19 protein-coding genes are annotated in these 21,421 nt (G+C 73.3%); 10 read left to right on the top strand and 9 right to left on the bottom strand.

The window, feature by feature from the left end; genetic code table 11:
• Nucleotides 1–80: 80 nt before the first annotated feature.
• Both BF93_RS04120 and BF93_RS04115 read left to right on the top strand, forming a co-directional pair.
• Complete coding sequence (locus BF93_RS04120; protein ID WP_038370795.1) at nt 81–2,309, top strand: NADP-dependent isocitrate dehydrogenase; 2,229 nt, start codon at nt 81–83, stop codon at nt 2,307–2,309.
• Between the two features lie 135 nt (nt 2,310–2,444).
• Nucleotides 2,445–3,323 (top strand): alpha/beta fold hydrolase, encoded by an 879-nt coding sequence (locus BF93_RS04115; protein ID WP_051486499.1) that lies wholly within the window; start codon nt 2,445–2,447, stop codon nt 3,321–3,323.
• Here the strand turns inward: BF93_RS04115 and BF93_RS04110 are convergent.
• The 8 genes from BF93_RS04110 to BF93_RS04075 all read right to left on the bottom strand — a co-directional run bounded on the left by BF93_RS04110 (nt 3,281) and on the right by BF93_RS04075 (nt 10,503).
• Nucleotides 3,281–4,342 carry a Gfo/Idh/MocA family protein gene (locus BF93_RS04110; protein ID WP_038370794.1) on the bottom strand — a complete coding sequence of 354 codons (1,062 nt, stop codon included), beginning with the start codon at nt 4,340–4,342 and terminating at the stop codon, nt 3,281–3,283. The genes BF93_RS04115 and BF93_RS04110 overlap by 43 nt on opposite strands.
• 51 nt (nt 4,343–4,393) lie before the next feature.
• The gene (locus BF93_RS04105) at nt 4,394–5,293 is read right to left on the bottom strand and encodes a sugar phosphate isomerase/epimerase family protein (RefSeq protein ID WP_038370792.1); all 900 of its coding nucleotides are present in this window, start codon (nt 5,291–5,293) and stop codon (nt 4,394–4,396) included.
• Entirely contained in the window at nt 5,290–6,426 is a 1,137-nt protein-coding gene (locus BF93_RS04100; protein ID WP_038370790.1) for an ROK family transcriptional regulator, read from the bottom strand. The genes BF93_RS04105 and BF93_RS04100 overlap by 4 nt, the downstream gene beginning before the upstream one ends.
• A 133-nt stretch (nt 6,427–6,559) precedes the next feature.
• Nucleotides 6,560–7,378, bottom strand: a complete 819-nt coding sequence (locus BF93_RS04095) for a sulfite exporter TauE/SafE family protein (RefSeq protein ID WP_232226186.1) — start codon at nt 7,376–7,378, stop codon at nt 6,560–6,562.
• Nucleotides 7,375–7,734 (bottom strand): DUF488 domain-containing protein, encoded by a 360-nt coding sequence (locus tag BF93_RS04090; RefSeq protein WP_232226185.1) that lies wholly within the window; start codon nt 7,732–7,734, stop codon nt 7,375–7,377. Before BF93_RS04090 ends, BF93_RS04095 begins: the two co-directional genes overlap by 4 nt.
• A gap of 68 nt (nt 7,735–7,802) precedes the next feature.
• Nucleotides 7,803–8,300, bottom strand: a complete 498-nt coding sequence (gene tpx, locus BF93_RS04085) for a thiol peroxidase (protein WP_038370789.1) — start codon at nt 8,298–8,300, stop codon at nt 7,803–7,805.
• A 68-nt stretch (nt 8,301–8,368) separates the two neighbouring features.
• Entirely contained in the window at nt 8,369–9,247 is an 879-nt protein-coding gene (locus BF93_RS04080; protein ID WP_038370788.1) for a polyphosphate kinase 2 family protein, read from the bottom strand.
• 29 nt (nt 9,248–9,276) lie between these two features.
• On the bottom strand, nt 9,277–10,503 hold the full coding sequence (locus BF93_RS04075) for an MFS transporter (protein WP_051486497.1): 1,227 nt from the start codon (nt 10,501–10,503) through the stop codon (nt 9,277–9,279).
• Between the two features lie 330 nt (nt 10,504–10,833).
• On the opposite strand from BF93_RS04075, the gene BF93_RS04070 reads away from it, so the two are divergent.
• The 3 genes from BF93_RS04070 to BF93_RS04060 all read left to right on the top strand — a co-directional run bounded on the left by BF93_RS04070 (nt 10,834) and on the right by BF93_RS04060 (nt 14,630).
• Nucleotides 10,834–13,302 carry a phosphoketolase family protein gene (locus BF93_RS04070; RefSeq protein ID WP_038370785.1) on the top strand — a complete coding sequence of 823 codons (2,469 nt, stop codon included), beginning with the start codon at nt 10,834–10,836 and terminating at the stop codon, nt 13,300–13,302.
• Complete coding sequence (locus BF93_RS04065) at nt 13,299–13,574, top strand: acylphosphatase (RefSeq protein WP_038370784.1); 276 nt, start codon at nt 13,299–13,301, stop codon at nt 13,572–13,574. The genes BF93_RS04070 and BF93_RS04065 overlap by 4 nt, the downstream gene beginning before the upstream one ends.
• Before the next feature lie 87 nt (nt 13,575–13,661).
• Nucleotides 13,662–14,630: a DUF808 domain-containing protein gene (locus BF93_RS04060; protein ID WP_038370783.1), complete on the top strand. Its 969-nt coding sequence runs from the start codon at nt 13,662–13,664 to the stop codon at nt 14,628–14,630.
• Nucleotides 14,631–14,643: 13 nt separating this feature from the next.
• Here the strand turns inward: BF93_RS04060 and BF93_RS04055 are convergent, their stop codons facing one another.
• The gene (locus BF93_RS04055; protein WP_038370781.1) at nt 14,644–15,294 is read right to left on the bottom strand and encodes an NAD(P)H-binding protein; all 651 of its coding nucleotides are present in this window, start codon (nt 15,292–15,294) and stop codon (nt 14,644–14,646) included.
• A gap of 79 nt (nt 15,295–15,373) precedes the next feature.
• On the opposite strand from BF93_RS04055, the gene BF93_RS04050 reads away from it, so the two are divergent.
• The 5 genes from BF93_RS04050 to BF93_RS04035 all read left to right on the top strand — a co-directional run bounded on the left by BF93_RS04050 (nt 15,374) and on the right by BF93_RS04035 (nt 21,254).
• On the top strand, nt 15,374–16,936 hold the full coding sequence (locus BF93_RS04050) for a glycoside hydrolase family 10-like protein (protein WP_038370779.1): 1,563 nt from the start codon (nt 15,374–15,376) through the stop codon (nt 16,934–16,936).
• Nucleotides 16,937–17,010: 74 nt separating this feature from the next.
• Nucleotides 17,011–17,175 carry a hypothetical protein gene (locus BF93_RS19250; RefSeq protein ID WP_198025336.1) on the top strand — a complete coding sequence of 55 codons (165 nt, stop codon included), beginning with the start codon at nt 17,011–17,013 and terminating at the stop codon, nt 17,173–17,175.
• A gap of 205 nt (nt 17,176–17,380) precedes the next feature.
• Nucleotides 17,381–18,142 (top strand): DeoR/GlpR family DNA-binding transcription regulator, encoded by a 762-nt coding sequence (locus tag BF93_RS04045; RefSeq protein ID WP_038370778.1) that lies wholly within the window; start codon nt 17,381–17,383, stop codon nt 18,140–18,142.
• Complete coding sequence (locus tag BF93_RS04040; RefSeq protein WP_038370776.1) at nt 18,139–19,110, top strand: 1-phosphofructokinase family hexose kinase; 972 nt, start codon at nt 18,139–18,141, stop codon at nt 19,108–19,110. The genes BF93_RS04045 and BF93_RS04040 overlap by 4 nt, the downstream gene beginning before the upstream one ends.
• 23 nt (nt 19,111–19,133) lie before the next feature.
• A complete protein-coding gene (locus BF93_RS04035; protein WP_038370775.1) occupies nt 19,134–21,254 on the top strand; it encodes a PTS fructose transporter subunit IIABC in 2,121 nt (706 codons plus the stop codon).
• Nucleotides 21,255–21,421: the final 167 nt, after the last annotated feature.

The raw sequence follows: 21,421 nt of genomic DNA, 5'->3' as shown, positions 1-21,421 counted from the left end.
CCCGGCAGGCCCTGCGGAGCTTCGATAGTCTTGACCTCAAGAGAGTTCTTCGTCCCCGACCCGAGGGAGCACCCCCGACCATGTCGCGCATCATCTACACCCACACCGACGAGGCGCCGATGCTGGCGACCGTCTCCTTCCTGCCGATCCTCGAGGCCTTCGCCGCGACCGCCGGGATCGACATCGAGACCCGGGACATCTCCCTGGCCGGCCGCATCGTGGCGGCCTTCTCCGACCTACTGCCGGAGGACCAGCGCGAGCCCGACGCCCTCTCCGAGCTCGGCGAGCTGGCCAAGACGCCCGAGGCCAACATCATCAAGCTGCCAAACATCTCCGCCTCCGTGCCGCAGCTGAAGGCGGCCGTCGCCGAGCTGCAGGCCCAGGGCATCGACCTGCCGGACTACCCGGAGTCCCCCGAGACCGAGCAGGAGAAGGACATCCGCGCCCGCTACGACGCGGTCAAGGGCTCGGCCGTGAACCCGGTGCTGCGCGAGGGCAACTCCGACCGCCGCGCCCCCGCCGCGGTGAAGAACTTCGCCCGCTCCCACCCCCACCGCATGGGCGCCTGGAGCGCGGACTCGAAGACCTCCGTCGCGACCATGGGCCAGGACGACTTCCGCTCGAACGAGCAGTCCGTGGTCATCGAGGACGAGGGCGCGCTGTCCATCGTCCACGTCGCCGCCGACGGCATCGAGACCGTGCTCAAGCCCTCCGTGCCGGTGCTCGCGGGCGAGGTCGTGGACTCCACCGTCATGCGGGCCGCCGCGCTGGACGCCTTCCTGGCCGAGCAGATCGCCGCGGCCAAGGAGCAGGGCGTGCTGTTCTCCCTGCACCTGAAGGCGACCATGATGAAGGTCTCCGACCCGATCCTGTTCGGGCATGCGGTGCGCGCCTTCTTCCCGACGCTGTTCACCCAGTACGGGGACGTCCTCGCGCAGGCCGGCCTGTCCCCCAACAACGGCCTCGGCGGGATCCTCTCCGGCGCGCAGGACCTCGAGGAGACGCTGCGTGCGGGCATCTCCGCCGCGATCGAGACGGACCTGGCGGCCGGCCCGGCGCTGGCGATGGTCAACTCCCACAAGGGCATCACGAACCTGCACGTCCCCTCGGACGTCATCGTCGACGCCTCGATGCCCGCGATGATCCGCACCTCGGGCCACATGTGGAACGCGAACGACGCCGAGCAGGACACCCTCGCCGTGATCCCCGACTCCTCCTACGCGGGCGTCTACCAGGCGACCATCGAGGACTGCCAGAAGAACGGGGCCTTCGACCCCACGACGATGGGCACCGTCCCCAACGTCGGCCTGATGGCGCAGAAGGCCGAGGAGTACGGCAGCCACGACAAGACCTTCGAGATCGCGGCCGAGGGCCGCGTCGAGGTCCGCGACGCCTCCGGCGCGGTGCTCATGTCCCACGACGTCGCCGCCGGGGACATCTTCCGCGCCTGCCAGGCCAAGGACGCCCCGATCCGCGACTGGGTGCAGCTGGCGGTGCGCCGCTCGCGCGAGTCCGGCATGCCGGCCGTGTTCTGGCTGGACGAGTCCCGCGCCCACGACCGCAACCTCATCGCCAAGGTCGAGGCCTACCTCGCCGAGGAGGACACCGAGGGCCTGGACCTGCGGATCCTCTCCCCCGTCGAGGCGACGAAGCACACCCTGGAGCGGGTGCGCCGCGGCGAGGACACCATCTCGGTGACCGGCAACGTGCTGCGCGACTACCTCACCGACCTGTTCCCGATCATGGAGCTGGGCACGAGCGCCAAGATGCTCTCGGTGGTCCCGCTGATGAACGGCGGCGGCCTGTTCGAGACGGGCGCGGGCGGCTCCGCCCCCAAGCACGTCCAGCAGCTCGTCGAGGAGGACTATCTGCGCTGGGACAGCCTGGGCGAGTTCCTCGCGCTGGCCGAGTCCCTGCGCCACCTCTCGCGCACCGCCGGGAACCCGCGCGCCGCCGTGATCGCCGATGCGCTGGACCGGGCGACGGAGTCGCTGCTGAACAACGGCAAGTCCCCGCAGCGCAAGCTGGGGACGATCGACAACCGCGGCAGCCACTTCTACCTGGCCCTGTACTGGGCGCAGGAGCTGGCGGCCCAGTCCGAGGACGCGGAGCTCGCCACGGCGTTCGCCTCGATCGCCGAGGACTTCACCGCCGCCGAGGAGGCCATCGCCTCCGAGCTGCTCGCGGTGCAGGGCAAGCCCGCGGACATCGGCGGCTACTACCGCCCCGACCCCGCCAGGGCCGCCGAGGTCATGCGTCCCTCGCAGACCCTGAACGCCCTGGTCGAGAAGATCAGCTCCGCGCTGTGACGCGCGCGGCCCGCGGAGGGCCGCAGCACGGGGCCGAGGCGCCGGGATCCTGAGTTCCCGGCGCCTCGGCCCCGTCCGTTCCCCTGCCCGTCCGTTCCCCTGCCCGTCCCGCCCGCGCCCGCCCCGAGGAGCCTCATGCCCATCGTCCCGTCCCCGGTCGACGCCGTGCCGATCGCCTACGACGTGACCGGGCCGGCCGATGCCGCCGCGGCCCCGCGCACGCTGGTCCTGCTGCACGGCTCGGTGCTCTCCCGCGCGATCTGGCGGGGCCTGGGCTACCTGGAGCCGCTCGCCGCCGGGCACCGCGTGGTGCGGCTGGACCTGCGCGGCCACGGGCGCTCCGGGAAGCCCCACGATCCGCGGGCCTACACCCAGCAGGTGCTCGCGGCCGATGTCCTCGCGGTCCTGGACCGCCTCGGCGCGCAGGAGCCGGTGGGGGTCATCGGCTACTCCCTGGGCGCGCGCCTGGCCCTCACCCTGGCCCTCGAGCATCCCGGGCGCGTGGCGCGCCTGGTGTGCCTGGGCGGCTCCGCGGCCGATCAGCGCGGCGCGGTGGACTCCCTGTTCTTCCCCGGCACCGTCGACACCCTCCGCGAGGAGGGCATGGACGCCTTCTGCACCCGTCAGGGCCTGGGCGCCGATGCTCCGGGACGCACCGCGCAGTCCACCCGCACCGCCTTCCTCCGGGCGGACCCGCAGGCCATGGCGGCCCTGTTCACCGCGACCGATGCCACGCCCGGCGTCGCCGAGGAGCGGCTGTCGGCCTGCGAGGTCCCGGCGCTGTGGATGACCGGCGAGCGGGACGTGCCCCGTCTCGCGCAGTCCCGCCATGCCGCAGGCCTCATGCCCCGCGGGCGCTTCGTCCCGCTGCCGGGCCGCACGCATGCGAGCACCCTCTCCCCGGCCCGGGACGTCCTGGACGAGGTGCTCCCCTTCCTGGACGGCCCCTGGCCGGGGGCGCCGGGCGCGGCTCAGACCAGCGAGATCTCGCGCCCCTCCTCGGCCGAGCGGTAGATCGCCTCGAGCAGCCGCACGACCTCGACGCCGTGCCAGGCCGGGGCGACGGACTCCGCACGGCCCTGGCAGGTGTCGACGAAGTTCTGGATCTCGCGGGCGAACCCGGGGCCGAACTCGAAGGTCCCCGAGGAGATCTGCGGGGTGATGTTGACGACCGAGTCGTGCATCTCCGTCGCGATCTGGAGGGAGGGCTCGAGGTCCGCGCCGCCCTTGTCCCCGTGCACGGACACCGCGATCGAGTCCTTCGTGGCGTGCAGCGAGTACGAGCAGTCGAGCATCAGCGTGGCGCCGTTCTCGAAGCGGATCATGGCGCTGGCCATGTCCTCGACGCTGTTCTTCGTCGGGTCGTAGTCCGCGACCTGGTACCGGGGCATGGTCGTGATGTGCGCCCGGTTGCCCAGCCGGTGGGCGACGGTGCCGCTCACGGCGACGGCCTTCGGGCTGCCCATGAGGTACCAGGCGAGGTCCAGCACGTGCACGCCGATGTCCAGCAGCGGGCCGCCGCCGGCGATCTCCTTGTCGGCGAACCAGCCGCCGGGGTTGCCGTTGCGGCGGATGCAGCTGGCCTTGGCGTAGTAGATCTCGCCCAGGTCCCCCGCGTCGATGAAGGACTTGAGCACCTGGCAGTTCGGGGCGTGGCGGCGCACGAAGCCGACCTGCACCACGACGTCGTGGGCCTCGGCGATCCGCTGGATCTCGAGGGCCTCGGCGAGGGTGCGGGCGATGGGCTTCTCCACCAGCACGTGCTTGCCGGCCTCGATCGCCGCGATCGCCCAGGTGGCGTGCGAGTTGTTCCAGGTGCACACGCTCACCGCGTCGATGCGCGGGTCCGCGAGCATCTCGTGGGGATCGCCGTAGGCGTCGGGGGCGCCGAAGCTGTCCGCCACCGAGCGGGCGCGCTCGTGGTTGATGTCGGCGACGGCGACGATCTCGGCGTCGGGGTTGCCGCGGTAGGACTCCAGGTGGATCTGCGCGATGCTGCCGGCGCCGATCACGCCGATGCGGAGCTTGGTCATGGGGTGTCTTCCTCAGTTCTTCCAGGGATGGATCCGGCCGATGGCCGGGGGTCAGGCGTTCTCGAGCAGGCGCTTGGCGTTGGCGAGGCCGCGGGAGCAGCCCAGCAGGCTGTCCTCCCAGCCCTCGAACTCGAGGGACACGAAGCCCGCGTAGTCGGACTCGGCGATGGCGCGGGCGATGGCGCGCAGGTCGATGTCGCCGTTGCCGACGACCGCGCCGCGCAGGTGCTTGCCGCCGCGGCTGCGGAACCAGCCCTCGCCGGGGTCGGCATCCGCGGGGCGGATGTAGAAGTCCTTGAGGTGGACGACCATCGCGTACGGGAGGTTCTGCGGGACGGCCACCGCGGGGTCCTCGTCGACGCACACGAAGTTGCCGACGTCCAGGGTGGTGCGGAAGTTCGGCTCGTCGACGGCGTGGACGATGCGCCGGATGCGGTCGGAGGACTGCACGAAGAAGCCGTGGTTCTCCAGGCTCGTGGTGATGCCCTTGGTCGCCGCGTACCGGGCGATCTCCTTGCCGGCGGAGACGATCGCGGGCAGGGCCTGCTCGAACAGGGGCGTGTCGTCGCCCTCCCGGCCGGCGTGGGCGACGACGTCGTGGCGCATCTGGCGGATGCCCATCGCGTCGGCCAGGTCGACGTAGCGCCGCACGCGGGCGACCTGGGCGGCGTGCTCCTCGGCATCGGAGGAGGAGAGGTCGGCGCCGATCGCCATCGTCGACAGGACGACGCCGGCGGCCGCGGCCGCCTCTCGTACCTCGCGGACGTAGGCCGGGTCCGATTCGATGTTCGGGATGGGGCTGTCCGGGTCGTCGCCGAGGACGGCGAGCTCGAGGTGCTCGCCCTCGCTGTCGGCGACCCAGGCGATCACGTCGAGCAGGGTCATCTCGCCGGAGGCGAGCTTGGGCCAGAAGCTGTAGGAGCTGAAGCCGAAGCGGAGGTCGGTGGTCATGGATGGTCCTCTCGGAGGGCGGGGTTCAGGCGGTGCCAGGGCGGCGGGACGCCGGGGACGCCGATGAGCGCTGCGGAGCCGTGCTCGAAGGCCCGGCCCAGCGCTCCCAGCAGCGAGCCGTCGCCCGGGCGCCGGGCGGCGACGACCTCGGGATGCTGCGGGGTCATCAGCTGGTGGTGCAGGGCGCGGCGGAGCGGGGCGAGCAGGGTCTCCCCCGCGCGGGAGACCCCTCCGCCGATGACGACGACCTCGGGGTCGACGGCCAGCAGCAGCCCGGCCAGGCGCGGGGCGATCTGCGCGCAGAACTCCTCGAGCTCCGCGCGGGCCGCGGCGTCCCCGGCGGCGGCGCGCTCGAGCAGGGGCCGGGCCTCGTCGCCGGTGGACCAGACGAGGCGCCCGCGCTGGGAGCTCGGCGTCCAGCGCATGCCGCGCTGGGCCCCGAGCTCCCCGGCCAGGCGATGGCTGCCCTGCAGGATCTCGCCGCCGACGATGACGGCCACCGAGATGCGGTGGCCGATCTGCACGAAGACGATGTCCTGCGCGGAGGCGCCCAGGTGCCGCTCGGCGTAGGCGGCGAGCTTGATGTCGTTCTCCACCACGACCTCGCAGCCGAGGCGGTCGTGCAGGGTCCCGGCGAGGTCGTGGCCGCTCAGCTCCGGCACCACGAGGCTGTGGGCGATGCGGCCGTCGGGGCCGATGATGCCCGGCACGGAGACGCCGAGGGAGCGCGGGGCCCCGCCCGTCTCCCGCACCGCCGCGAGCACGGCGTCGGCGATGCCGCCGCCGGCGACCGGCACCGCGCTGCGCGACAGGATCGCCCCGGAGGCGTCGGCGCGCACGCAGCGCACCGTGCGCGATCCGATGTCCAGGGCGGCCACGCTCGCGCTGCCGGGGTCCAGCGCGATGCGCCGGGCGGGCCGTCCGGGCTGTCCTCCCGCGCCGGGCGGCGCGGTGACCACGAGCCCGGTCGCGGCGAGGTCCCGCAGGACGCTGTCGACGGTGGGCCGGGACAGGCCCGTGCCGGCGGCGATCTCGGCGACGGTCAGGGGGCCGTCGGCCTCGCGCAGGGCGAGGAAGCAGTCGCGGGTGGTGGCGTGGCGGACGGCGGCATGCGTCGGATCGGACACCGCCATGCGCTCACCCGCCTCATCGCCTCGCTCCGCGGGCCGATGGATTCGAAACCCGGTTACGGAATAGGAATCTACGGAGCCGCGCGCCGCGCGTCAAGGGCCCGGGCCGGGCGATCGCCCGCGGATCCGGCAGGGATCAGCCGAGCAGCTGCCGCGCCAGCGCGCCGACGGCGACCACGACGATCGTCCCGCGCAGCACGCCGTCCGGGAGCTTCCGGGCGACGTGGGAGCCCAGGTATCCCCCGACCAGCGCGCCGACGGCGATCGCCGCCGTCCCGATCCAGACGATCGGCGCCCCGAGGACGAGGTGCGCGATGAGGTAGACCAGCGCGGCGGTCGCGTTGACGACCAGGGCGAGGAGGTTCTTGACCGGGTTGATCCGGGCGAGGCTGCGCCCGGTGCCCACGGCGAGGATGCCCATGTAGAGGATCCCCTGGGCGGCGGTGAAGTACCCGCCGTAGACCGCCGCGGCCCCCAGCGGCGCGATGAGCGCCGCGCGCGTGTACGGACCGGCGCGCCGGGAGGCGTCGGCATCGGCCCCGCGACCGGCGGCCTCCCGGCGGGCCCGGCGCGCGGCCAGCCATCGGGTCAGCCGCGGCTGGCCGACCACGAGCACGAGAGCCACCACGATGAGCACCGGCACCACGGCCTCGAGGGCCGCGGCGGGCGAGGCGAGCAGCAGCACCGACCCGGCGGCGGCGCACAGCGCCGTGACCACGACCAGGCCCGTGAGCGCGCGGCCCTCGGCCCGGATCTCCCGCCGGTAGCCGTAGACCGCGCCGATGGTCGAGAAGAGGATGCCGATCGTGTTGGTGCGCACGGCCGTCCCCGGCGGGACGCCGAGGGCCAGCAGGACGGGAAGGGTGAGCAGGGAGCCGGAGCCCACGGCGGCGTTGATCATCCCGGCCAGCGTGCCCATCACCAGCAGCACGGCCAGGGAGAGCGGGTCGTTCACCCGGCGGCCCCGCGGGGCTCGGCGAGCGCCTCCTCCAGCACCGCGGCGAGGACCGCGGCATGGGAGGACTCCGCCGCGCGCACGTCGGTCAGGAGGCTCACGGTGCGGGCGCCGGAGCCGGCGGCGCGGGCCAGGAGCGCATCGGCCGCCCCGGAGCGCGCGAGCTCGGCGCGATAGCGCGCGGCGAACTCCTCACGGGACAGGTCCCCGCCGTGCAGGGCGCGGCGCAGCGCGTCGGAGGGGCAGGCATCCGTGTCCCAGGCGATCCCCGGAAGACGGTCCTTGCGCACGCCGCGCGGCCACAGCCGGTCCACGAGCACGCGCAGCTCCGCCGGCTCGGCGGAGGTGTCCAGCACGTCGCGCACCCGGACGATCCGGAGGACCGGATCGCCCGGGTGCGGGGACGGTGCGGGAGGCCGCATCCTCAGGAGAGGGCGGCGAGGGCGGCGTCGTAGTCGGGCTCGTCGGCGATCTCGGGGACCTGCTGGGTGTACAGGACCGTGCCCTCGGCGTCCAGGACCACGACGGCGCGGGAGAGCAGGCCGGCCAGCGGGCCGTCGGTCATGGTCACGCCGTAGGCCTCGCCGAAGTCGGAGCGGAAGGCGGAGGCCACGGTGACGTTCTCGATGCCCTCGGCGCCGCAGAAGCGGGCCTGGGCGAAGGGGAGGTCCTTGGAGACGCACAGCACGGTGGTGCCCTCCAGCCCGGCGGCGCGCTCGTTGAAGGTGCGCACGGACAGGGCGCAGGTGCCGGTGTCCAGGGACGGGAAGATGTTCAGGACCACCCGGGAGCCGCGCAGGCCGGAGATCGTCACGGGAGAGAGGTCGGCGCCCACGAGCTCGGCGTCGGGGGCGGCGGTTCCCTGCGCGGGGAGCTCGCCGACGGTGGAGACGGGATTCTGCTGGAACGTGATGGAAGCCATGCCCCCATCCTGGACCCGGCAGGCCCCCGGCCACAATCTCGTCCGCTGCGCAGGCGCGCGGTCCCCGCTCAGGGCTCCATGGTCGCGCGCAGCCGCGCGGTCTGCTCGGCGACGTCGAAGTCGGCGGCCGGCCACTGCGGGTCGATGCCGCGCAGGGCCTCCAGCAGCAGCTGCTGGACGGCGATGCGGGCGTACCACTTGCGGTCGGCCGGGACCACGGTCCACGGCGCCTGCGGGGTGGAGGTGGCGCGCAGGGCGGCGGTGTACGCCTCCTGGTAGGCCGTCCAGTGCTCGCGCTCGTCGACGTCGCCGGGGTTGAACTTCCAGTGCTTGTCCGGCCGCTCGAGCCGCTCCAGCAGCCGCTCCCCCTGCTCGGCGTGGGAGATGTGCAGCATCGCCTTGACCACGACGGTGCCGGCGTCGGCGAGCTCCTGCTCGAAGTCGATGATCGCCCGGTACCGCCGGGCGATCTCCGCCTCGTCGGCCCAGCCGTGCACGCGGTGGATGAGCACGTCCTCGTAGTGCGAGCGGTCGAAGACGCCGATCATCCCGGGACGCGGGGCGCGGGGCCGGATCCGCCACAGGAAGTCGTGGGCGCGCTCCTCGTCGGTGGGGGCCTTGAAGGCGGTGATGTCCACGCCCTGGGGGTCCACCGCGCCGACGACGTGGCGCATGATCCCGCCCTTGCCGGAGGTGTCCATGCCCTGGACGATGAGCAGCACGCTGCGGCCCTCGTCCTGGCCGTGGTGCTGGGCGTACAGGCGCTCCTGGAGCTCGTCGAGCTCGTCGTCCAGCGCGGCCAGGCGCGCCTTCCCGTCCCGCTTGTCGCCCGTGTAGCCGGGGGTGCCGTGCGGGTCCAGCTCCGCCAGGTCGCCGTCCCAGCCGGGGGCGATGCGGTGCGCGGTCGGGGTGCCGTGGTCCTCGGATGCGGTCTCGGTGCTCGCCATGGCCGCAGAGTAGCGCGCCGGGCGACCTCTCAGGCCTCGGATCGGGCGTGGCGCACCAGGTAGCGCACGCAGATCGCGGCGCCGAGGAGGGCGAGCACGACGGTGGTCGCCACCGTCGCCCCCAGCCCCAGGGAGTCCACGATGCGCCCGCCGATGGCGGCGCCGGCGGCGATCGCCACGTTGAACATGGCGCTGTTGATCGCGGTGCCGGGCTCCTCGACCTCGGCCGCGGCGCGGCTGACGAAGGACTGGATCGACACGCTCGCGGCGCCGGCGAACGCGCCCCACAGCGGCATCACCAGCGCGGCCCCGAGGGGCCCGTGCACGGCCAGGGCCAGCACACCCAGGGAGCCGGCGATGCCGAGGGCGATGGTGAGCACGGCGAGCGCCGGGTGGCGCCGCAGCAGCGGGGCGACGGCGAAGTTGCCGATCAGGCCGGCGACGCCGAAGGCCAGCAGCATGGCCCCGATGCTCCCGGCGGAGACGTGGGCCCGCTCCTGCAGCAGCGGGCTGACGTAGCTGTAGGTGATGAACTGGGCGGTGACGATGATGCCGGTCATGGCGGCGGCGTAGCGCACCCCGCGATGGCGCAGTGCACGGGCCATGTCGGCGGGGCGGATCGCCTCGTCCGAGCGGACCGGGCGGACCACCAGCGCGATCGTCACGAGCATCACCACGGCGAGGACCGCGACCACGGCGAAGGAGGCGCGCCAGCCCACGGCGCTGCCGAGCCATGCGGTGAAAGGCACCCCGAGCACGAGGGCGGCGCCGGTCCCGGACATGGCCAGGGTCAGGGCGCGGGTGCGGTGCTGCGGGGCGACCTGGCGGGTCGCGACCACGGGGAGCACGGACCAGTACATGCCGATCGCGATCCCGGTGAACACGCGGGAGGCCAGCAGCACCTGGATGTTCGGGGCGAGCACGCTGAGCACGCAGGAGAGCACCACGCTGGCCAGGGCCATCACGAGGACCAGGCGCCGGTCCATGAGGCCGATGACCACGGGCGTGGCCAGGGCCACGAGCGCGGCGATCACGCCGGGCAGCGTGACGGCGAGCCCCGTGATGCCCGGGGTCACGCCGAGATCGGCGGACATGATCGTGAGCACGCCGATGGGCAGCTCCTCGATCGTGATGAGGATGAAGATGCCCAGGGCCAGCGAGAGCACCGCGGCGATCTGCGCGCCGCGGGAGCGGAGGGGAGGCGAGGAGGCCTCGGGCACGGCGGGGGCGGGCACGGCGGGGGCGTCCGCACGCATCGGGCGCACGGATCCTGTCGAACGGGTCGACGACTGCATCGGAGGACGGTCCTTTCGGTGCGCGATCGGGACACCGCGCTGCGTCGGCCCGCGCTCACGGATGCGCCGCCGTCCTCGTCGCCGGGAGGCGGTCCGCACCGGCCTGACCGGGCATCACCACTGTAGGACGCCGCGCCGACCGCCGTCATCTCCCGGTGGCCGCCCTCACCGGCGGCCGGGGACGGCCGGCGGGACCTCGGTCCTTCCGCTGAGGGGTCGGCGTGGCCTACGGTCGAGGTGCTGGAGCACTTCCACCGGAACCGATCTCCGCATCTCCTCGAGGAGGACCCTGTGAGCACGACCTGGACCTGGCCCGATGCCCCCGCCGCTGCACCGCAGGAGGACGAGCTGCGGCGCATGCACGCCTGGTGGCGCGCCGCGAACTACCTGTCGGTCGGGCAGATCTACCTCATGGACAACCCGTTGCTGCGCGAGCCGCTGCGCCCCGAGCACGTGAAGCCGCGCCTGCTGGGCCACTGGGGCACCACGCCGGGGCTGACCTTCCTGTACGCCCACGCGAACCGGGCGATCCGGCAGCGCGGGCTGAAGGCCATGTACATCACCGGCCCCGGACATGGCGGCCCCGGGCTGGTGGCCGCCACCTACCTCGAAGGCACCTACTCCGAGATCTACCCGGCCGTCTCGCGGGACCTGGAGGGGCTGCGGCGGCTGTGCACGCAGTTCTCGTTCCCCGGCGGCATCCCCTCCCACGTCGCGCCGGAGACCCCCGGCTCCATCCACGAGGGCGGGGAGCTGGGGTACTCCCTGTCCCACGCCTACGGCGCCATGCTCGACCGTCCCGACGAGATCGCGCTGACGGTGGTCGGGGACGGCGAGGCGGAGACGGGCCCGCTGGCGACGGCCTGGCACTCGAACAAGTTCACCAACCCGCAGACGGACGGGGTGGTGCTGCCGATCCTGCACCTGAACGGCTACAAGATCGCCAACCCCACTCTGCTCGCCCGCATCCCGGAGCCGGAGCTCGCGGAGCTGATGCGCGGCTACGGCCACACGCCCCTGTTCTTCACCGGCGGCTTCGACGACGAGGACCCGCTCGAGATCCATCGGCGCTTCGCCGCGGTCCTCGACGAGGCGCTGGACAGCATCGCCGCGATCAAGCGGCAGGCGGCCGAGGACGCCCGGGCCGGCCGCGAGAGCGAGCGTCCGGCGTGGCCGATGATCGTGCTGCGCACCCCCAAGGGCTGGACCGGCCCGGAGGAGATCGACGGGAAGCGCACCGAGGGCAGCTGGCGCTCCCACCAGGTGCCCCTGGCGAGCGCCCGCGACACTCCCGAGCATCTCGCCGACCTCGACGCCTGGCTGCGCTCGTACCGGCCCGAGGAGCTGTTCGACGAGCACGGGGCCCTGCGCGAGGAGATCGCGGGGACGGCTCCCGAGGGCCGGCTGCGCATGTCCGCGAACCCGGCGACCAACGGCGGGGAGCTGCTGCAGGCGCTGCGCCTGCCCGACTTCCGCGACTACGGCATCGACGTGCCCTCCCCCGGCGCGGTGCAGGCCGAGCCGACGCGGGTGCTGGGCACCTGGCTGCGCGATGTGATCGCCCGCAACCCGGAGACCTTCCGCATCTTCGGGCCGGACGAGACCGCCTCGAACCGCCTGCAGGCGGTGTACGAGGAGACGGACAAGCAGTGGGCCGCCCAGCTGGAGCCGCATGACCGCGAGGAGCATCTGGGCCGCCGCGGCCGCGTGATGGAGGTGCTCAGCGAGCACCAGTGCCAGGGCTGGCTCGAGGGCTACCTGCTCACCGGGCGCCACGGCCTGTTCAGCTCCTACGAGGCCTTCATCCACATCGTCGACTCGATGGTCAACCAGCACGCGAAGTGGCTGAAGGTGACCAACGAGATCGGCTGGCGCCGCCCCATCGCCTCGCTGAACTACCTGCTCAGCTCGCATGTGTGGCGTCAGGACCACAACGGCTTCTCGCATCAGGACCCGGGCTTCATCGACCACATGGTCAACAAGAAGGCGGAGATCGTGCGGGTGTACCTGCCGCCGGACACCAACACGCTGCTGTCGACGATGGACCACTGCCTGCGCTCGCGCCAGTACGTCAACGTCGTGGTCGCGGGCAAGCAGCCCGGTCCGTCGTGGCTGGGCATCGACGAGGCGATCACCCACTGCACCCGCGGGCTGGGGATCTGGGAGTGGGCCGGGACCGAGACCCCCGGCTCCGACCCCGACCTCGTGCTCGCCTGTGCGGGGGACATCCCCACCGTCGAGACCCTCGCGGCCGCGAAGATCCTGCGCGAGGAGCTGCCCGACCTCGCGGTGCGCGTGGTCAACGTGGTGGATCTGATGCGCCTGCAGGAGGACGCCGAGCATCCCCACGGGCTCTCGCTGCGGGACTTCGACGGCATCTTCGGGACCGATGTCCCGGTGGTCTTCGCCTACCACGGCTATCCCTGGCTGATCCACCGCCTGGCCTACCGCCATGACCGCGGCGGCCGCATCCACGTGCGCGGCTACACCGAGGAGGGCACGACCACGACGCCCTTCGACATGCTCATGCGCAACGACGCCGACCGCTTCCATCTCGTGATGGACGTGATCGACCGGGTCCCGCAGCTGGGCAGCCGGGCCGCCGGGCTGCGCCAGCGGATGGCCGATGCCCGCATCCGGGCGCGCGCCCACGCCTACACCCACGGCGAGGACCTGCCGGAGATCTCGGGATGGACCTGGGACGAGAACGCCGATGCCGCCGCGGGCGGCGCCGACGAGACCGGCGGGGACAACGTATGAGCGCGATCCGTCGGGTGGCCCGCGTCCACGGCCTCGTCCAGGGCGTGGGGTTCCGCTGGGCGGCGGTCTCGCAGGCGGAGCGGCTGGGGCTGGCCGGCACGGTGCGCAACCTGCTGGACGGCACGGTCGAGGCCGATCTCGAGGGCTCGTCCGAGGCCGTCCAGGAGATGCTGGCCTGGCTCGAGCACGGCCCGCCCACGGCCCGGGTGGAGCAGGTGGAGGTACGCTCCGCCGCGCCCCGCGGCGCGCAGGGCGTCCGCATCGCCGGCTGAGCGCGCGGGGCCCCTCACCGACTACTCTGTGCCCTGGCACCGGGGTGGCCCGAGACCGCCCCGACGACCGGAACGAGAGGCATCACGATGGCCGGAGGCCTGGCAGCACTGCTCGATGACATCGCCGCGCTCGCGCGGCTGGCTGCGGCCGGGGCGGACGACGTCGCCGCCGCGAGCGCGAAGGCGAGCGCGAAGGCGGCAGGAGTTGTCGTCGACGACGCCGCGGTGACCCCGCAGTACGTGCGCGGCCTCTCCCCCAAGCGCGAGCTGCCGATCATCTGGCGCATCGCCAAGGGCTCGATCATCAACAAGCTCGCGATCATCCTGCCCGTCGCGCTGCTGCTGTCCTGGATCGCCCCGTGGGCGCTGACGCCCCTGCTCATGCTCGGCGGGACCTATCTGTGCTTCGAGGGCGCCGAGAAGATCTGGGAGCTGGTCAGCCGCTCGCACCACGAGAAGGCCCCGGCCGCCACCCGGGGCGGCGACGCCGAGGACGGCATCGTCAAGGGAGCGGTGCGCACCGACCTCATCCTCTCGGCGGAGATCATGGTGATCTCGCTGAACGAGGTCGCCGCCGAGACGTTCTGGATGCGCGCCGCGATCCTCGTCGTCGTGGGCATCGGCCTGACCATCCTGGTCTACGGCGCGGTCGGCCTGCTCGTGAAGATGGACGACGTGGGCCTGTCGATGGTGCAGAAGGGCTCGGCGACCTCCCGCCGCGTGGGCGAGGGCCTGGTCAAGGCCATGCCCCACGTCATGACGGTGATCAGCTACGTCGGCATGGTCGCCATGCTGTGGGTGGGCGGCCACATCATCCTGGTGGGCGTGCACGAGCTGGGCGCGGCCCAGCCCTACGGCTGGGTTCACCATCTCGAGGAGGTCCTCGCCGAGGTCCGCGGCGTCGGCGGGATCCTCGCCTGGTGCGCGAACACCTTCGCCAGCCTGGTGCTGGGGCTCATTTGGGGCGCCCTCGTCGCCGTCGTGGTGCACTACCTCCCCTTCGGGAAGAAGCACGACGAGCCCGCGGAGGCGGACTCCGCGCCCGCGGCCCGCTGACGCGGCGCGGGGCTCAGCCCGCGAGGGCGTCCAGCGCCGCGCCGATCTCCTGCTCGCCGTCGTTGAACGGGATCGTGCGCCCGGCCAGCCCGGGGCGCTCGATCGTCGCTGCGATCACCCGGGCGACGTTCGCCCGCGAGACGGTGCCGGAGCTCGCGGCGGCCGTGTCGATGCGTCCGGTCGGCTCCTCGAGGGTCAGTCCCGAGGGCCCCAGGATCGTCCAGTCCAGGTCGGTGCCGCGCAGGTGGGCGTCCGCCGCCGCCTTGGCATCGGCGTACGGGAAGAAGGAGTGGTCCTCGGGGACCCCGTGGTCGGGACCGGCGCCGAAGTAGCTGACCATGATGTAGCGGCGGGCGCCGACCCGGGCGGCCGCGTCCATCGAGGCGATCGCCGCGTCGCGGTCGATGGCGTAGGTCCGCTCGGGGCTGCCGCCCCCGGCCCCGGCCGACCACACGACCGCGTCGGAGCCCGCCAGGAGCGCGTCCCAGCCGTCGGCGTCGAGGGGCTGCGCATCCGCCACGACCGCCTGCGCTCCGGTGGCCTCGACCTCCGCCCCGTGCTCGGGGTTGCGGATCACCGCGCGCACCTCGTGCCCCGCCTGCGTCAGCAGCGGCTCCGCGAGCAGCGCGACCTTGCCATGTCCTCCGATGAGCGTGATCTTCATGCCTCCACTGTGTCACCCCCGGCCCGGACGCCGCAGAGTGACGCTTGCCACAGGAGGCCGGGTGTGCGAGGTTCTCCCCATGGATCCCGCAGACCGCCGCACGTTCCTCCGACGGGGCGCGGTGACGACCGCGGCGCTGGCTGCGGCCGGGGCGGCGGCATCGGCCCGCCCCGGCCGCGCCCTCGCCGAACCCGGGGGCTCCGGGGCCGTTCCCGCCCGCGAGATGCGCGGGGTGTGGATCGCGTCGGTGGCGAACATCGACTGGCCCTCCTCGCCGGGGCTGAGCGCGCAGGCCCAGCAGGACGAGTACCGCGCCGCCCTGGACCTCGCCGTGGAGCAGGGCCTGAACGCCGTCTTCTCGCAGGTGCGCCCGACGGCCGATGCCTTCTGGCCCTCCCCGCACGAGCCCTGGTCGCGGTACCTCACGGGCACCCAGGGCCGGGACCCGGGCTATGACCCGCTCGCCTTCCAGATCCAGGAGGCCCATGCCCGGGATCTCGAGTTCCACGCCTGGTTCAACCCGTACCGGGTGGCGATGTCCGAGGATCCGGCGGGGCTCGTCCCGGATCATCCCGCCCGCCGGAACCCGGACTGGGTATGGCCCTACGGCGGGAAGCTGTACTACGACCCGGGGCTGCCCGAGGTGCGCGCCTTCGCCCTGGAGGCGATGCTCGATGCGGTCGAGCGCTATGACGTGGACGGAGCCCATTTCGACGACTACTTCTACCCGTACCCGGTGGCCGGGCAGGAGGTCCCCGACGCGGACACCTACGCCGCGCACGCCGCCCCGGGGCAGTCCCTCGCCGACTGGCGGCGCGAGAACGTCGATCTGCTCGTGCAGGAGTTCGGGCATCGGGTGCACGCGATCAAGCCGTGGGTGCGCTTCACGATCAGCCCCTTCGGGATCTGGCGCAACCGTGCGAGCGACCCGGCGGGATCGGACACGTCCGGGACCGAGTCCTTCTCGGCCATCAGCGCCGATTCCCGGCGATGGGTGCGCGAGCGGTGGGTCGACGGGCTGATCCCCCAGGTGTACTGGCAGGTGGGGCACCCGGCGGCGGACTACGACACCCTGGTCCGATGGTGGGACGAGGTCGCCGCGGGGACCGATGTGAGCCTGTGGATCGGCGAGGCGGCCTACAAGGCGGCCGCGGGGACGTTCACCGATCCGGCGGAGCTCTCCCGCCATGTCGCGCTGTGCCGCACGCTGCCCCGGGTCGGCGGGGCCGTGCATTTCAGCCTCTCGAGCCTGCGCACGGACACGACGGGCTCGGTGGATCGCATGGTCGCCGAGCGCTACGCGCATCCGGCGATCGTGCCGGTCAGCCCGCTGATCCCGGGGGCCGCACCGCCGCGCCCCCAGCTTCATGCGGCGACCGCCACGGCCACCGGGGTGCGGCTGCGCTTCTCGGGGCAGGCCGCGACGAGCTTCGCCCTGTGGCGCTTCCCGGAGGGACGCGGCCTGAACAGCCAGCGGGCCGATGGGCGGTACCTGCTGGGAACGGTCCGCGCCACCGGCGGCACCCAGGTGCACGAGGTCCCCGGCGGCAGCCCCGCGGACTGGTACGCCGTCACCGCCCTGGACCGCACCCGGCGCCAGAGCATCCTGTCGGTGCAGCGCCGCGCGACGCCGGCATCCTGAGGCGGGCCCTCGACGCGTCCGGGCGGGCGGGGGCACGATGGGGAGGCACACCGTTCCCGATCATCGGAGGAGCCATGAGCGAGGCCTGGAGCGATAAGCGCAAGCGCCAGTACGAGCACGTGAAGGACAGCGAGCTGGACCGCGGCCGGGACGAGGACCGGGCCGAGGAGATCGCCGCCCGGACGGTCAACAAGACCCGTGACGAGAAGGGCGAGACGAAGGACGACGACGAGGACTGACCTCTCGCGACCGCTCGCGACCGCTCGCGACCCCTCGGGCCGATCCCTCAGGACATCCTCCTGCCGGATCGGCCCGTTGCTTTCCCACACAAACCCACACAGTTTGACTGTTGTTCTCTGTGGGAACGTGCGGTAGTCTGTGGGAATCGCGGGAGCGCGCCGGAGAGGCGCCCACCGCACCCCTTCGACGAAGCAGGTGGTCCGGATGTACGCCCAGGAACGGCAGCGGCAGATCCTCGAGGCTCTCGAGCGCACGGGACGCGTCGCCGTGGCCGAGCTCGCGGAGCACTTCGACGTCACCACCGAGACGATCCGCCGCGACCTGGACCATCTCTCCTCCGAGGGCCTGATCCTGCGCGTCCACGGCGGGGCCGTGCCGCGCCGCACCGCCGTCGCCGAGCCGGACCTCGAGACGCGGCGCGCCACCAACACCGACGTCAAGCGGCGCATCGCCGCCGCGGCCGCCGCCCTGCTCCCCCGCGACGCCGACGCCTCGATCCTGCTGGACGCCGGCACCACCACCGCCGAGCTGCTCCCCCACCTCGCCGGACGCCGCGGTCCCGTGATCACCAACGCCCCCGCGATCGCGCAGGGCGCCCTCGCCCACCCCGGCCTCGAGGTGCAGATCCTGCCCGGCCGGCTGCGCGGGACCACGCAGGCCGCCGTCGGCGCGACCACCGTCGCCGCCCTCGGCGTGCTGCACCCCGACGTCGTCGTGCTCGGCTGCAACGGCCTGGGCCCGGACGGCTTCACCACCCCGGATCCCGATGAGGCGGCCGTCAAGGCCGCGATGGTGGCGGCCGCAGGCCTGCGCATCGTCGTCGCGGACTCCTCCAAAGCAGGGGCCCGGACCCTGGTCACCTTCGCCACCGCAGCCGACGTCGACACCCTCGTGACCGACACCGGCCTGTCCGATGACGCGATGCGTCAGCTCACCGAGGAAGGGATCGAGGTCGTCCGCGCATGATCATCACGCTCACCGCCAACCCCTCGCTCGATCGCACCGTCGATCTGGGCGCCCCGCTCACGCCGGGAGGCGTGCACCGCATCCGCACCGACCGCACGCAGCCCGGCGGCAAGGGCATCAACGTCGCGCTCGGCGTCCAGCGCGCCGGCCTCGAGGTCCTCGCGATCCTCCCGGCCGGCCCCGGCGACCCCCTGCTCGCCCTGCTCGAGGCGGAGGGCCTGCCCCATCGGGCCAGCCCGATCGCCGGCCGCGTCCGCACCAACCTCACCGTGCTGTCCGCGGACGAGGGCGGCTCCGGCCTCGTCACCACGAAGATCAACGAGCCGGGGGCGCACCTCTCCCCCGACGAGGCCCTCAGCCTCGAGGAGGTCCTCGCCGAGGCCGTCGGCCCGGAGGACATGGTCATGCTCTCCGGCTCGCTCGCCCCCGGACTGCCCGCCGACGAGTACGTGCGTCTGGTGGACCTGCTCCACGAGCAGGACGTCCACGTCGGCGTCGACACCTCCGACGCACCGCTCGGGGCGATCGCGGACGCCCTGCCCGCCATCGCCCCGGACTTCCTCAAGCCCAACGCGGAGGAGCTCGGCCAGATCGTCGGCGCACCCGGCGACGAGCTCGAGCGGCGCGCCGAGGCCGGCGACCTCGCCCCGGTGCGCGAGGCCGCCCTCGCCCTGCACGACCAGGGCGTGGGGGCCGTGCTCGTGACCCTCGGCGGCGCCGGCGGGGTCCTCGCCACCGACGGCGGGGTCTGGTACTCCCCCTCGGCGACGGTCGAGGTCGTCTCCACCGTCGGCGCCGGCGACTCCGCCAGCGCCGGCTACCTCATCGGTCTCGCCCTCGGCGAGGAGCCCGGCGACCGCCTGGCCCGCGCCCTCGCCTACGGCAGCGCCGCCGTCACGCTGCCCGGCACCACCATCCCCCGTCCCGACCAGGTCAGCATCGCCGCGGACCGCGTCGTCCGACTGTGAAGCACACCCCCGAAGGAGCCACCATGTCGAGCCAGCTCATGACCCCGGACCTCGTCCGTCTCGAGGTCGATCCCCCCGGCGACAAGCTCGCCGTGATCGGCCTGATGGCCGATGTCATCGCGGCCACCGGCCGCGCCGACCGCGACGGCCTCGAGGCCGGTCTCCTCCAGCGCGAGGAGTCCTTCGCCACCGGCATGCCGGGCGGCTTCGCGATCCCCCACTGCCGCACCGAGGCGGTCCACGAGGCCGCCCTGGGCTTCCTGCGCCTGACCGAGCCGGTCGACTTCGGCTCCGCCGACGGCCCCGCCGATCTCATCATCGGCATCGCCGCTCCCGCAGGCACCGACAACCAGCACCTGCAGCTGCTGGCGCAGCTCTCGCGGGCCCTGATCCGCCCCGAGTTCCTCGCCCAGCTGCGCGGGGCCACCGCACCGGAGCAGGTCTCCGAGCTGGTCATGGGCGTCCTCGAGCCGGCCGCGCAGGCCGCTGCGGAGGCCTCGGCCGCCGTGGCATCGGCCGATGGCGGGGCCGCCGCTGCGACGACCAGCGGGGCGGCGCCGGCCGGGGCGGCGACGTCCGATGCGGCGCCGACCGGGGCGGCGACGGCTGCGACCGGCGACGCGGACTCCGCCGGCGGCCCCGTGCTGCTGGCCATCACCTCGTGCCCCACCGGCATCGCCCACACCTACATGGCCGCGGAGTCGCTCGAGAACGCCGCGAAGGACAAGGGCGTCGAGCTGCACGTGGAGACGCAGGGCTCCGGCGGGATCACCCCCTTCACCGACGAGCAGATCGCCCGCGCCGACGCGCTGATCGTCGCCGCGGACGTGAACATCTCCGGCCGGGAGCGCTTCGCCGGCCTGCCGCTGGTCGAGCATCCCGTCAAGCGCGCCATCTCCCACGGCCCCCAGATGATCGACGAGGCCGTCGCGGCCGTCTCCGACCCCGGCGCGAAGCGGGTGCCCGCGGGCGGGGAGGCGAAGTCCTCCGGCTCCGGGAGCGACGCGCAGTCGCAGTCCTGGCCGCGGCGCATCCAGGCCGCCGTCATGACCGGCGTGTCCTACATGATCCCGTTCGTCGCGGCCGGTGGTCTGCTGATGGCGCTGGGCTTCCTCATCGGCGGGTTCGACGTCGCCTTCGTCGCGAACGACGTCGCCGTGGGCAGCTCGCTGACCTCCCTGCCGGGACAGGTCGAGTACGAGAGCACCACGGGCATGCTGCTCACCGAGCGCTCCGGCCTCGCGCTGTACCTCGGCGCGGTGTTCTTCGCCCTCGGCAGCACCGGCATGGGCTTCCTCGTCGCGGCCCTCTCGGGCTACATCGCCTTCGGGCTCGCCGGTCGGCCCGGCATCGCGCCCGGCTTCATCGGCGGAGCGATCTCCGTGCTGGTGGGCGCCGGATTCCTCGGTGGCCTCATCACCGGCCTGCTCGCGGGACTGGTCGCCCTGTGGTTCACGACCCTGAAGCCGCCGCGGTGGCTGGCGGGCCTGATGCCCGTGGTGATCATCCCGCTGCTGACCACCCTCGTCGTCGGCGGCCTCATGCTGCTCTTCCTGGGCCGGCCGCTCGCCGCGCTGATGACCTGGCTGCAGGACGGGCTGACGGGCATGTCCGGCACCTCCGCGATCCTGCTGGGGATCATCCTCGGGCTCATGATGTGCTTCGACCTGGGCGGTCCCGTCAACAAGGCCGCGTACCTCTTCGCGACCGCGGGCCTGTCGCAGGGCACCGAGGCCAGCTTCCAGATCATGGCCGCCGTGATGGCCGCGGGCATGGTCCCGCCGCTGGCGATGGCGCTGTCCACCGTGGTGCGCAAGAAGCTGTACACCCCGGTCGAGCGGGAGAACGGCGCCACCGCCTGGCTGCTGGGCGCGGCGTTCATCTCCGAGGGCGCGATCCCCTTCGGCGCGGCCGATCCGCTGCGCGTCATCCCCTCGTGCATGGTGGGCGGCGCCGTCACCGGCGCGCTGGTCATGGCCTTCGGCGTCGGTTCCCAGGCACCGCACGGCGGCATCTTCGTCGCCTTCGCGATCTCGCCGCTGTGGGGCTTCATCGCCGCCATCATCGCGGGAACGCTCGTGGCCGCGGCACTGGTGACCGTCGCCAAGGAGGTCCTGTCCCGGAAGGCCGCCGTCGCCGCCTGAGCATGACGCCCGGCGCGGCCCGCGCCCCCGGGACCCATCGATCGGCCGTGTCCTGCATCGTGCAGGGCGCGGCCGATCTGCGTCCTTCGGCCCTGCGGCGCCCTCGGCCCTGCCAGAATCGCTGATGCAGGATCGGGCGCGCGACGGGCCCGGGGGGACACATCCAG

Origin of the sequence: Brachybacterium phenoliresistens, assembly GCF_000576425.1 — a bacterium.
Lineage (GTDB): Bacteria > Actinomycetota > Actinomycetes > Actinomycetales > Dermabacteraceae > Brachybacterium > Brachybacterium phenoliresistens.
Note: the sequence above shows the minus strand (reverse complement) of the source record. Positions and strands in the feature narration are given on the sequence as shown.